At 58.2% G+C, this 12,005-nt stretch carries 17 protein-coding genes; 14 read left to right on the top strand and 3 right to left on the bottom strand.

Translation table 11 applies throughout. From position 1 onward, the window contains the following. Positions 1 to 78 precede the first annotated feature (78 nt). Positions 79 to 756 (bottom strand): flagellar hook capping FlgD N-terminal domain-containing protein, encoded by a 678-nt coding sequence (locus tag RA21_RS07865; RefSeq protein ID WP_019295206.1) that lies wholly within the window; start codon positions 754 to 756, stop codon positions 79 to 81. Between the two features lie 4 nt (positions 757 to 760). Then, positions 761 to 2,503, bottom strand: coding sequence for a flagellar hook-length control protein FliK (locus tag RA21_RS22245; protein ID WP_152610511.1), 1,743 nt, complete (start codon positions 2,501 to 2,503; stop codon positions 761 to 763). Between the two features lie 127 nt (positions 2,504 to 2,630). Between RA21_RS22245 and RA21_RS07855 the strand changes: the two genes are divergently transcribed. The 5 genes from RA21_RS07855 (at position 2,631) to flbT (ending at position 5,146) form a co-directional block, all read left to right on the top strand. Next, complete coding sequence (locus RA21_RS07855; RefSeq protein WP_241480967.1) at positions 2,631 to 2,924, top strand: rod-binding protein; 294 nt, start codon at positions 2,631 to 2,633, stop codon at positions 2,922 to 2,924. Continuing rightward, a complete protein-coding gene (locus RA21_RS07850; protein ID WP_039147648.1) occupies positions 2,917 to 3,276 on the top strand; it encodes a flagellar export chaperone FlgN in 360 nt (119 codons plus the stop codon). Before RA21_RS07855 ends, RA21_RS07850 begins: the two co-directional genes overlap by 8 nt. A gap of 203 nt (positions 3,277 to 3,479) precedes the next feature. Then, positions 3,480 to 4,289, top strand: coding sequence for a flagellin N-terminal helical domain-containing protein (locus RA21_RS07845; protein WP_019295210.1), 810 nt, complete (start codon positions 3,480 to 3,482; stop codon positions 4,287 to 4,289). 78 nt (positions 4,290 to 4,367) lie between these two features. Continuing rightward, positions 4,368 to 4,739 carry a flagellar biosynthesis regulator FlaF gene (gene flaF, locus RA21_RS07840; RefSeq protein ID WP_019295211.1) on the top strand — a complete coding sequence of 124 codons (372 nt, stop codon included), beginning with the start codon at positions 4,368 to 4,370 and terminating at the stop codon, positions 4,737 to 4,739. Positions 4,740 to 4,741: 2 nt separating this feature from the next. Continuing rightward, on the top strand, positions 4,742 to 5,146 hold the full coding sequence (gene flbT / locus RA21_RS07835; protein WP_019295212.1) for a flagellar biosynthesis repressor FlbT: 405 nt from the start codon (positions 4,742 to 4,744) through the stop codon (positions 5,144 to 5,146). Between the two features lie 799 nt (positions 5,147 to 5,945). Here flbT and RA21_RS07830 read toward each other — a convergent pair. Beyond that, positions 5,946 to 7,274: a FliI/YscN family ATPase gene (locus RA21_RS07830; RefSeq protein ID WP_019295213.1), complete on the bottom strand. Its 1,329-nt coding sequence runs from the start codon at positions 7,272 to 7,274 to the stop codon at positions 5,946 to 5,948. 88 nt (positions 7,275 to 7,362) lie between these two features. Between RA21_RS07830 and RA21_RS07825 the strand changes: the two genes are divergently transcribed. The 9 genes from RA21_RS07825 to RA21_RS07785 are packed head-to-tail and all read left to right on the top strand — an operon-like array spanning position 7,363 to position 11,938. After that, complete coding sequence (locus RA21_RS07825; RefSeq protein WP_039147821.1) at positions 7,363 to 7,752, top strand: FlgB family protein; 390 nt, start codon at positions 7,363 to 7,365, stop codon at positions 7,750 to 7,752. Between the two features lie 12 nt (positions 7,753 to 7,764). Continuing rightward, the gene (gene flgC, locus RA21_RS07820) at positions 7,765 to 8,157 is read left to right on the top strand and encodes a flagellar basal body rod protein FlgC (RefSeq protein ID WP_019295215.1); all 393 of its coding nucleotides are present in this window, start codon (positions 7,765 to 7,767) and stop codon (positions 8,155 to 8,157) included. A 22-nt stretch (positions 8,158 to 8,179) separates the two neighbouring features. After that, entirely contained in the window at positions 8,180 to 8,482 is a 303-nt protein-coding gene (gene fliE, locus RA21_RS07815) for a flagellar hook-basal body complex protein FliE (protein WP_019295216.1), read from the top strand. A 3-nt stretch (positions 8,483 to 8,485) separates the two neighbouring features. Next, complete coding sequence (locus RA21_RS07810) at positions 8,486 to 8,758, top strand: flagellar biosynthetic protein FliQ (protein ID WP_019295217.1); 273 nt, start codon at positions 8,486 to 8,488, stop codon at positions 8,756 to 8,758. Continuing rightward, on the top strand, positions 8,758 to 9,474 hold the full coding sequence (locus RA21_RS07805) for a flagellar hook-basal body complex protein (protein ID WP_019295218.1): 717 nt from the start codon (positions 8,758 to 8,760) through the stop codon (positions 9,472 to 9,474). The genes RA21_RS07810 and RA21_RS07805 overlap by 1 nt, the downstream gene beginning before the upstream one ends. 10 nt (positions 9,475 to 9,484) lie before the next feature. Then, entirely contained in the window at positions 9,485 to 10,270 is a 786-nt protein-coding gene (gene flgG / locus RA21_RS07800) for a flagellar basal-body rod protein FlgG (protein ID WP_019295219.1), read from the top strand. Beyond that, on the top strand, positions 10,270 to 10,692 hold the full coding sequence (flgA, locus tag RA21_RS07795; protein ID WP_019295220.1) for a flagellar basal body P-ring formation chaperone FlgA: 423 nt from the start codon (positions 10,270 to 10,272) through the stop codon (positions 10,690 to 10,692). Before flgG ends, flgA begins: the two co-directional genes overlap by 1 nt. Further along, positions 10,692 to 11,432, top strand: coding sequence for a flagellar basal body L-ring protein FlgH (flgH, locus tag RA21_RS07790; protein WP_019295221.1), 741 nt, complete (start codon positions 10,692 to 10,694; stop codon positions 11,430 to 11,432). The genes flgA and flgH overlap by 1 nt, the downstream gene beginning before the upstream one ends. 8 nt (positions 11,433 to 11,440) lie before the next feature. After that, a complete protein-coding gene (locus RA21_RS07785) occupies positions 11,441 to 11,938 on the top strand; it encodes a flagellar basal body-associated FliL family protein (protein WP_039147646.1) in 498 nt (165 codons plus the stop codon). The last annotated feature ends 67 nt before the right edge of the window (positions 11,939 to 12,005 follow it).

Below are 12,005 nucleotides of genomic sequence, written 5' to 3'. Positions count from 1 at the left end.
GGCAACGGTTGCAGAGCGGTCTCCAGAGTTAAGCCGCCCCGTTCTTAGACAGTTTTTCTGCCTGTTGATACAGCCGGGTTATCCCGCGGGGTCACGCAACGCACTGACGGACGACGCCAAAACGACCGAACCACCTTTTGTGATCAGCCCCACTTCACCGCCTTGCATCCTGGTTTCGTTCACCTTGAAGTAAACTTCGGCATATTCTTCCAGCAGAAGTTCATCGCCTTTCCGGCTTTCAACAACAAAGGAATACTCACCAGCCTCTACTGGGTTTCCATCACCATCCAGCCCATTCCATTCATAAGGCTCAGCCGAGACAGGCAGGGTGACGCGCTGAACTTCAGTACCGCTTGCATTCTTCACAACCAATGTCACCGAATCTGCGGCGGCGGCCGGGTTAGGTGCAATAGTGACAGTGTTACTGCCATCGAAGTAACCAGGAGCCACAGCACGGGCTTCCATCCCCACCCAGCCTGATAGTGCTGCCATGTTCGCCAGCCCAAGCTGCGATTGCAGCCCCTCCAGCAGCGTGTTGCTCTTTGTCTGCTGTTCGACCATCGAGAATTGCGCAAGCTGCGCTGCATACTCCGTCGAATCCATTGGCTCCAGAGGATCCTGGTTTGTTGCCTGGGCTGTCAGCATCTTCACAAATGTCTCGAAATCCGACGTCAGCCCGGACGTTTTCTGGGAGGCCGCCGGCGCTGTATTGGATTGTACTGCCGGGCTGGTCGCGGAGGTAACTGCTGTTGTCATTTGATCAGACCCTCATGTCCACACCGGCGGTTCCGAGCCGGAGATTCTGTGTTGCTTGTTCTGCGACAGGTTCAGTTCCGGGTTGCGAATTTGCCATACTGCCTGCTTGTCCGGTTCCGTCCTCGCCACCGTCTCCTGTGCCGCCACTGCCCGTCTGACCGCCGCTAAATTCGAACGAGATGTCCTCATAGCCCATTCGGCGGAACTCCTCAGCCAGCTCATTGATATGGCGGCGCATCAGATCCCCCGTTTCCGGGCGTTCTGTTTGGATAATCATCGTTATACCCGTCTCGCTGGTCACGACGCGCATTTTTACATGCCCCAGCTCCTGCGGATTCAGGCTCACCTCAACCTTCTGTTCGCCCTTGGCAGCAAATGCCTCTGCAATCTGGGCTGCAATCATTCGCGGCATTTCCGGACGGTGTGCTGCCTGCGTGCCGATGGAGGCTTCAGTCAAAAGCTGGCTTAGCCCTGGCGCTTCGCCGGTCAGGCCAAGAGCCTGAGAAAGCGGATTTGCCTCGCCTGCTGCTTCGGCGAGCCCCGCCGCCAGCAATGGCTGGAACATCGCCGCACCCTGTTGGGCCGCCTGAGGAGTTTGCGCGGCTTGAAAATCCCCATTCCGAACCGCTCCTGAACCAGACTTTCCCGCGGCAAAATCTTTGGCCGAATCCTCTTCGGGGACCGTTACGCTAACCGTACCGAGCTCTGCTTTCCCAGCTCCTTCACGAGAGGCCGGCTGACCCGCTGCAAGCACCTGCACTGCGCCTTGCGTACCAGCTGCAATCGCGCGCGTAACGCCTTCCGGCTGCCGTGAGACAATCTGCTCGACTGCTTTCTCATTTGGAAAACCCGAAACTGTTGTGCCTGCGCCAGGGGCTTTTGTGCTCATTGCTGCCGAAACGCTGCCCTTCGAACCCAAAGCCGCTTGTCCTGCAAACTCCGGCTTGGTGCTGGCGCCGGCGCCTGTTGCAGACCTTTTACCGGCCTCAGCTTCCGGCGCCGCCACCGCACTTTCTGACACGGATTCTGGCGTAGCCTGAAGAGGCTGCCGTTGCGCACCTTGTTCGTTCGTGCCGACCCGTTCATTTCCCTGCCCCCCAACCGTTCCAGCGGGCGAGGCTAGTTTGGACGTATCCCCAAACATGCTTTTCTTGGGAAGGCCGCTTTCGGCTGGGGTCTTGCTCCGGTCCAAAGGCATACCTTGCGTTCCAGACTCCGGTTCGCTGGCAGGCAGTGCCGTTGTCTTGGGTATCTCCTGCGCCCCTGTGACATCTGCAGCCTCTTTGACGCTTGCGTCCTCGTCTGCATCAGCACCGTCCATAGATTGCTTGGCGCTGCCACCGGTGCCTTGGCCACCAGTTTCCACCTGTGTTGTTCCGTCTAGTTCGGATTCATCCGTTCCTGCTGTTTCAACCGCTTCCTGACCCAGTAGGGAAACATCCGGTTCTGCTTCAACAGCACTTTCCGGCAACACAGTTTCTTCCGTCGTAGCGTCCGCGCCGGCTGCGTTTCCGTTTTCTCCCGCAGCTACGGAAAGGCTCACCGAATCTTCCGTCTCCGCTTTCGGCACGGCAGATTCGCGATCTGTTGAGGAAGGATCACCGGTCACAGTTTCGCGTCCGGCCTCTGCAGCCACGAAATCCGAAAAGTCATTGGAATTATTCATTTTATTTTGAAGCCTTGCGGACGCAGGCGGTGCCTTTCCGCCAGCAGTAGGCTCAATACCAAGGATCGGATTCATCATCATGTTCTGTTCCAGACATTCTATCTCGACCCGGTCAGAGTTACCCCAAAGCGGTTACGGCAATTTTAACCGGTTGCAGGGCAGTCTCTGAAAAATCGATGGAATTCGAATGCAAACCGGAGAACCGGACATGTCAGATCTATTGCCGATCCCGCTTCAGACCACGTCTGCAACAACCCCGGTGCGGCCAGCAAAAAGCGACCCGCTGCGGGAGGCTGCAATCGAACTGGAAGCCTCTTTTCTTGCGGAAATGCTGAAATCAGCTGGCCTGGGTGACGCCAGCGAGGCCTTTGGCGGCGGTGCCGGCGAAGAACAATTCTCCAGTTTTCTCATCCGCGAACAAGCCAACCAGATCGCCCGCGCGGGCGGCATCGGTCTGGCCGAATCACTTTATCATGCACTGAAGGAGACCCAAGGTGAGTAAACCTGAACCGCAGCAGCTCATTGATGAGCTGGATGAGATCCTGGACAAAGAACGCACCGCCCTGATGGCCGGCGACCTTGGTAAGCTGGAAAGTTTGCTTACCAAGAAAGAGAAAATCATCGGCAAGCTGAATTCTGTTTCTGAGCTGGAACGCGAGGCGCTGGAACAGGTGCAGACCAAATTGTCCCGTAATCAGAATCTTCTGGACAGCGCAATGGACGGGATCCGCACCGTTGCCGCCCGGATGGCGGAATTGCGCCGTATCCGCAAAGGGTTGGACGTATATGATCAATCCGGCCGCAGAACCCGCTACGGCACCCGCAACGGCGCCAAGCTGGAAAAACGGGCGTAAAATAAATTTGGGGAAAATTCTAAAAAACCAAATCCGGTCATTAGCACTCCCTTAGCAACTCCTGCGCCAAAGTCGCCTTGCACCTGATGAAGGGTGGCGCGGAAACCGGACGGTGGAACGCACAGTCAGAAAGACGTCACACAGCGCCCCGGAGGGGCAAGTAATTCAGGGGCCAAAGCGCCCCGCAGCTAAAGGAAAAAGCTATGACCAGCATTCTGACCAACAACGGCGCAATGGTTGCACTGCAGACCCTGAAGTCCGTGAACAACAATCTGGAAGAAACCCAGAACCAGATCTCGACCGGTAAAGAGGTCGGCATGGCGAAGGACAACTCCGCTGTCTGGGCCATCTCCAAGACCATGGAATCCGACATCCAGGCTTACGAAGCGGTGGGCGACGCCCTGAACTTCGGCGAAGCAACCGTGGCTGTCGCCTCCTCCGGCATGGAGCAGATCGTTGAAACCCTGAAGGAAATGCGTGAACTGGCAGTTGCCGGCGTTTCGCAGAACGTCGACCACGCCAAGATCGAGGCTGACCTGGCCAAGAAGAAAGAGCAGATCGATTCGATCATCGACTCGGCCAGCTTCAACGGCGCCAACCTGCTGGATACAGCAGTAACCTCGCAGCTCGACGTCCTGGGCGGCATCAGCGCAACCGCCGACGTGATCACCGTTTCCGCGATCGACACCGGCGCTTCCCTGAGCACCGGCACCATTGACGCGCTGACTTCGGCCAACGCCGACGACGTTCTGACCCAGATCGAAGCGCTGCTGACCTTTGCAATCGACTCTGCGGCCCAGCTGGGTGCGGACAGCAACCGCCTGTCTGACCAGAACGACTTTGTGTCGAAACTGACCGACTCGCTGAAATCCGGTGTCAGCACCATGGCAGACACCAATATGGAAGAAGCGTCGGCCCGGCTGAAGGCCTTGCAGACCCAGCAGCAGCTGGCGGTGCAATCGCTCTCGATCGCAAACCAGGCGCCGCAGACCCTGCAGCAGCTGTTCCGTTAACAGCCCTTACCGGGGCGCTGATGGCGCCCCGGTCTTCCCCTCTCAGAGAACCTGAAGAATAATACGTTAGGAAAACACGTGAATGCCCTTCTGAAGGCGAAGAGTGCCTATTCGGCGGCAAAGACCCCGACCCGGACAGCAAAGAATTTCGAATATGAAGTGATTGCCCGCATTACCCGCAGGATGATCACGGCGACACAAAAGGGCCGTGGCGGCTTCAATGAACTCGCAACAGCCTTGAATGACAACCGGAAGCTTTGGTCCATTTTCACTGTCGACATCGCTTCGAAAGGCAATCCTCTGCCCGATGATCTCAAGCAGAACTTGTTCGAGCTGGGAGAATTCACAAGACAACACACCACCAAAGTGCTTCAGCGCAAGGCCGATGTCCGGCCGCTGGTGGAAATCAATACGGCCATCATGCGTGGCCTCCGCAGCGGAGCATCCTGAATATGAGCGGACTTGTCCTGAAACTTGCCCCCAAGGAGCGTGTCCTTGTGAATGGCGCGGTAATTGAAAACGGCGACCGCCGCAGCCGCCTGTCCATTGTAACACCGGATGCCAATATCCTGCGTTTGCGCGACGCAATTCATCCGGAAGAAGCCAACACTCCGGTGCGCCGCGTATGCTATGCAGCACAACTGATCTTGTCCGGTGATGCGGATCCCGAAGAGGAACGCCTGCCGATGCTGCGCCGGATCGAGGAACTGAGTCAGGTTTTCACCGACCCGGACAGCCGGTCATCAATTGCTGAAGCAACCGATGCCCTGATCAGCAACAACCATTACCGCTGCCTGAAAGCTTTGCGCACATTGCTGCCGCGGGAAGACCGCTTGTTTGCGGTCCGGCCATCATAATCGTCCGCCCGCCTGGCCTATCGAGGCAAAGGCGGGCTGAACTTGCCTAATGAACACCATGACTGCTTTCCTGTCGTCTTTCGGGATTAGGCTGTGCCGATAGCGCCTGCTCAAGCTTCCGGTATCCTCACACCCCGCTGAACATCCTGGTTTTCACGTCAAAGCCGGTAAAAACCCGCTTGAAACAGAGTATTCAGAAAGTTCTTTTCTCTGCCGAAACACTTGCTGTGGCCAGGTTGCAAGTTATCCCATTCGCAAGAGAGACTTCTTGATAAGAATAAGGCGCAAAACTTAACTCCTGAAGTTAAGTATCAGCTTGAAAACAAGTGATTGCCAGCCGAGTGACCGTCTGCTGCGGCGGCCTACTGTCATCATGCGACAACGGCCAAACTTACCGGAAATGATGGAAACATTCTCCTTCAGCAGTGCAAAATCGCAATCTATTGATGCTCCAGAGACACCTCCGGTGTTTACAAACCGGCGCACCGCAGCTTGACTGCATACTCGTTGAGGCCAGCAACCTGTCCTCGTCAACCTTGCCCAGAAGATCCGCAGACGGCAATTCACAGAAAGCGGGTTATGTCTCCTGCTTACGGAAACCTTTGTCCTTAATCCACGGGCAGCGGACTAGCTGGATGGCACTGCCCTTTTGCAGAAAGGAGCCCCGCACAGCCAAGCGGCTTAATGAGTTTTGCTGAAGCAACCCTGTTAGGCAGCCGAACACGGGCAGAACAGCGCGGCTAAGGCATCAGCTTGCTACCTTTGCGGATTCCACCTCATCGTATCTTCGTAATTGGTTTCAACGCCCAGCCTTGGCCCGGCGCAACATCAGGAGCAGGCGATTGAAACTGCTGGTAATGCCCTCCGGGTCCTCACGTCCGAAGAACGCATCCAGTTCTGGCCACAATTTTACTGCCTGATCCAGCACTGCGTCATTGCCTTCGGCGTACAGCCCAGCCCTGATCATCACCTCTGACTGCTCATAAGCGCCCAGGTATTTTCGCACATCTTTGATCGCCTCGTTTTCATCAGCAGAGGCAGCCGCAGGCAGACTGCGTGACACCGAACGTGAAACGTCGATCGCGGGAAACCGGCCGCGTTCGGCGATTTCGCGGTTCAGGACAATGTGCCCATCCAGAACACCGCGTAGAATATCCGCAATCGGTTCATCCATATCGGATCCGGCGACAAGAACACTGAAAACGGCTGTAATATCGCCCTGCCCTTCGCCCCCAGGCCCGGCCCGTTCGCAGAGCCCGGTAATCAGCGGTGTCACTGAAGGCGGGTATCCGCGCAGCGCAGGTGCCTCGCCGGAGGCCGCGGAGATTTCCCGGTGCGCCTCAGCAAAACGGGTGACGGAATCAGCCAGGAAAAGCACGTTTTTGCCTTGATCGCGGAAGTGTTCCGCCACCGTCATGGCCGCCCAGGCACAGCGGCGGCGCACCAGTGCGGACTGGTCGGACGTCGCAGCCACCACAACGGCCCGGCGCATGCCCTCAGGCCCCAGCACCTGTTCGACAAAGTGATTCACCTCTCGCCCGCGCTCGCCAATCAGTGCCATTACCACCACATCGGCTTCCATGCTTTGCGCCAGTTTTGCCAGAAGCGAGGACTTCCCGACCCCGGAGCCGGCAAAAAGACCAACCCTCTGCCCGCGCACAATCGGGAGAATCGTGTTCAAGACTGCCTGCCCGGTGGCCAGCCGCTCACCCATGGACCGGCGGCCTGCAGCCTTGGGGGGCGGTGCCATCAGATCGCGCGGTGTGCTGCCCGGCAGCATTGGGCGGCCATCCAGCGGCTCGCCAAACGGATCAATAACCCGACCGATCCAATGGTCGCTGGGGGAAAACTCCGGTGACGGGTGCAGCAAAACCGGATCCCCGATCGCAGCACCATCCGGAGACCGGTCAGGCAACATACTGATATTGCTACCATTAATCTTCAGGACTTCGCCATGCAACGCGTCCTGCGGCCCACGGCGCAGCACCAGCCGATCACCGATTCGCGCCGCTGCAGCCAGGCCGCTGATTTCGATTTCCCCGCCCGAAATCCCTGTCACCCGGCCGACTTGGGTTACCAGCCGTTTTCCGGCAATTTGACGGGTCAGTGCTTGCAGCTCTGCTTTCATCGCAGCGGCCTCCCTTGGTGTCCTGAAAACAATTTCTAAAGGAATCGGGGTTAAGCCTTGATTGAAATCGATCAAGGGAGAAGCCCTGGTGTTCACAGAATTGAACGTATTCAAAATCGCCTATTCCATGGCGACCCATGCCGGCAAACGCCAGGCTCTGGTTTCCCAGAATATCGCCAATGCCGATACACCGGGTTACCACGCCAAGGATATCAAACCCTTCAAAGAAGTCTTCGCTGCCGGTGCCCGCCCGGCCAGCATGATCGCGTCCCGCGGCAGCCATCTGAATGGCACCGCTGGCAGCGGCATGGACTGGGCTGTCACCTCAACTGATGCCGGCAGCGATCCCAATGACAATTCGGTTTCTGTCGAGACCGAACTCCTGAAAGGGGTGGAGGTCGCCCGCCAGCACAAGCGCGCCATGGCGATCTACAAATCCTCCATGAACATTTTGCGCACCAGCCTGGGCAAGAACTGAGGAGGATGAGCGATGAGTGAGTTTTCCAGAGCCCTTTCCGTCACTGCCAGCGGCCTCAAGGCCCAGGCTTCGCGGCTGCGGCACGTGTCCGAGAACATTTCCAACGCCGACACCCCGGGCTACCGCCGCAAAACCGTACCATTTGAAGCCGTGCGCGAGCTGCAAACGGACGTGGAGCATGTGCGCACCGGCAAGGTCACCCTGGACCGGCGGGACCTGGAGGAGGTCTATGACCCCTCCCATCCGCTGGCGGATGAAAGCGGGCATTATGAGGGCTCGAATGTCGATCTGATGATCGAGATCGCCGATGCCCGCGAAGCACAGCGCAGCTACGAGGCCAACCTGAAAATGTTTGAGCAGACCCGCTCGATGTCGGCCTCCTTGATGGACCTTTTGAGACGATAACTGAAATTTTTGGAGATCCAGAATGGATATTCGCAGTCTTTCCGCCGCCAGCGGCTATGCCGCCGCCCGGCCCGCCACCAAAGTCGACCCCAATCATGACGCCGCTGGCGCGGGGGCAGGCGCACGTCTGAAAGAAAGCTTCGAGAGCTTCGCAGCAACCCTTCAGAGCAGCGAGCAGGTTTCCGTGCAAGCAATGACCTCTCAGGCTGACCCGCATGCACTTGTGCAGGCACTCGCCCAAACCGAGCTGGCGGTCGAGACCGCCGTCACCGTGCGCAACAAGGTTGTAGAGGCCTACCAGGAAATCCTGAGGATGCCGGTCTGAGCCATGATGAGCGAGAGCCTCTTCTATGACACCCTGCGCCAGGCCATGTGGGCGGCTGTCACCATGTCGACTCCGATTCTGGTTGTCGCCCTGGTTGTCGGCCTGTCCATCGGCCTGTTCCAGGCGCTGACCTCGGTGCAGGAGATGACCCTGACATTCGTGCCCAAGTTGACAGCAATCATAGTCGTGTTCTGGATGACCATGGGCTTCATGACACAAACACTGGTGGCCTTTTTTAATGGCCACGTCATTCCGATGATTGCGGGAGGCTCGTAATGGAAACTGCAGGCTACGCTACACTTTCCCGCCAGTCGGGGCTGATGCGCGAAATGCGTGTCATTGCAAACAACATCGCCAACTCAGCGACAACAGGTTACCGGCAGGAAGGGCTGATCTTCTCAGAATTCGTGCAGTCCTCTCAGGGGCAGCAATCACTGTCGATGTCGCGTGCGAACATTTTCAACACTTCCATGGAGCAGGGTCAGCTCACAGAAACCGGCGGAAACTTTGATTTCGCAGTTGAGGGTGACGGCTTCTTCATGGTCGAAACACCCCAGGGTGAGCGGTTGACCCGCTCCGGTGCATTCTCTCCCAATGCCGCAGGCGATCTTGTGACCATGGATGGTTTCCGGGTCCTGGATGCTGGCCGCGCGCCAGTCTTTGTCCCGCCGGACGCAGGCAAGATTGAAGTGGGTGCTGATGGCTCCATCAGCGCAAACGGACGGTTGCTGGGGCAGCTGGGGCTTTTCAAGCCTGTGGAGAGCCACACGCTGGTGCGTGAGGACGGGGTAATGTTCCGCGTCGATGGGGAAATTGAAGAAACATTGGACGCAAAAGTCCTGCAAGGCTTCCTCGAAGGCTCCAACGTGAACGCGATATCCGAGGTGACCCGGATGATCGAAGTGCAGCGCGCCTATGAAATGGGCCAGAGCTTCCTCCAATCGGAAGACGAGCGCATCCGCAACGCCATCAAGAACTTGATCAAGACCTAGGAGAATCCAGATGCGTGCCCTGAAGATCGCCGCGACCGGCATGAGCGCCCAGCAGCTGCGGGTGGAGACCATCTCCAACAACCTCGCCAACATGAACACCACCGCCTACAACGCACGGCGCGCCGAATTTGCCGACCTGCATTATCAGCAGATTTCGCGGGCTGGTACCGTGAATGCTTCCGACGGCACGGTGCTGCCAACCGGCGTCCAGGTGGGGCTCGGTGTGCGTGCGGCTGCCGTCTCGGTGCATCTGGCACAGGGCGCGCTGCAACAGACCAACAACGACCTGGATGTCGCCATCGACGGCAAAGGGTACCTGGAGGTGACCCTGCCGTCCGGCCAAAGCGCCTATACACGCGATGGCGCGCTGAAACGCACGGCAGAAGGGCTGATTGTGACTTCGGACGGGTTTGCGGTTTCGCCTGAAATCACCATCCCCGACGACGCCACCAGCATCTCGATTAATGCCGAGGGCGAAGTCTACGGGTATTTCAACGAAACCACCGAAGGCCAGCTTTTGGGCCAGCTGTCCCTGGCCAGTTTCACCAATCCCAAAGGGCTTGAGGCAATCGGCAGCAACCTGTTCACCGAGACCGAGGCTTCCGGAAATGCGGCGGTTTCCACGGCGGGCGAGGACGGACTGGGCACTTTCCGCCAGGGTTACCTGGAAGCCAGCTCGGTTGATGCGGTGCGTGAAGTCACCGAGCTGATCGAAGCCCAGCGCGGCTACGAAATGAATGCCAAGGTCATCTCGGCTGTCGACCAGATGATGGGTGCAACCACACAGGTGCGCTGATGAAACTTGCCCTTGCCTGCCTGACTGCCGCTGCGCTTTGTACCCCGCCTGCTTGGGCGGAGTACTTGGTTCCGCTGCGCACAATCCGGGCAAAAGCTATCGTGAACGCAGAGGATCTGGCTCTGAAAAAGGGCGAAATTCTTGGCGCGCTATCAGATCCTTCAGACGTGATCGGCATGGAAGCACGCGTGGCGCTTTATGCAGGCAGGCCTATGCGGCCGGGCGATATCGGCCCGCCTGCCATTGTCGAACGTAATGACCTTGTGACTTTGATATTCCGCCAGGGCGGTCTGACCATCGCAGCCGAGGGCCGTGCCTTAGGCCGCGGCGCTGCAGGCGAAGCTCTCCGGGTCATGAACCTTTCTTCCCGCACAACCGTCACCGGGCGGATCACCAACGACGGCTCCGTAGAGGTAAACTGATGTCTAAGAAATTCTCCCCCGTAAAACCGCTTCTCTTTGGACTGGCCCTTCTTGGGGCCTGCGGCCGGATGGATCATCTGGGCAAGGCGCCGTCCTTCACCCCGGCCAATGAATCGCCTGAGCATGTTGCTATGCTTTACCAAGGCCTGCCGACGCAAACCCAGACACGGCGCACCGTCGATGGCTCCTCGCTTTGGAGCGGCTCTCAGCAGTCGCTGCTCGGCGACCGCCGCGCCATCAAGCGCGGCGACATCCTGACGGTGGTGATCGAAATCGACGAAGAGGCGGAAATTTCCAACGACACCCAGAGGTCGCGCTCGGGTTCCGAGACCCTGAACATGCCGCAGCTTCTGGGTCTGCCGCAACGGCTTGACCGGAAACTGCCGGAAGGCGCCTCCTCGGCTGACGCAGTAGAACTTGGCAGCTCTAGCGCCTCCGGCGGTAAGGGATCTGTCAAGCGCAGTGAGAAGCTGGAGTTGCGGGTCGCAGCAACAGTTGTCGACGTGCTGCCCAACGGGGTGCTGGCAATCAGCGGCACCCAGGAACTGCGCGTGAATTTCGAACTGCGCGAGCTTCTGGTTACGGGTTATGTCCGGCCTCAGGATATCAGCCGCCAAAACGAAATTACGTATGACAAGATCGCTTCTGCCCGTGTGTCCTATGGCGGCCGCGGTCAAATCACCGATGTGCAGCAGCCACGCTACGGCCAGCAGCTGCTTGATGTTGTCCTGCCGTTCTGAGGATTGCCATGCTTTCGAAACTCCTGCCAGTCATTCTGCTGATCCTGGGAACCGGGGGCGGCATCGGCGCCGGCATCATGCTGGCGCCAGCACCTGAGGAAAACCACGCCGCGTCCGGAACGGACCCAAGCCATGTCCCCGCAGCGGTTGCCGAGGATCCCTCTGAAGAAAGCGAAGAGGACCTGCGCGAATACATCAAGATCAACAACCAGTTCGTGGTGCCGGTTGTTGATCGCGACCAGCTGACTTCACTGGTGGTCATTTCCCTAAGCCTGGAAACTGCAAAGGGAACCAGCGAGAAGGTGCGTGCCTATGAGCCCAAGCTGCGCGATGTCTTCCTGCAAGTATTGTTCGATCATGCGAATATGGGCGGCTTCCGTGGCGCCTTCACCCGTTCGGACGTGCTGGAGCCGCTGCGCACCGCCCTGCGCGAAGCCGCACAGAAGCATGTCGGTAAGGGAATTTATGATGTGCTGATCATGGAGATATCCCGTCAGGACGTCTGACCAGGCAGGAACGTGTTAAGCACGAAGGCCGGTCCATAGGGACCGGCCTTTTCCGTCTGCCCGAAAC

This window comes from Leisingera sp. ANG-DT (assembly GCF_000813785.1).
GTDB lineage: Bacteria > Pseudomonadota > Alphaproteobacteria > Rhodobacterales > Rhodobacteraceae > Leisingera.
This window is presented reverse-complemented; position numbering and strand designations above follow the sequence as displayed.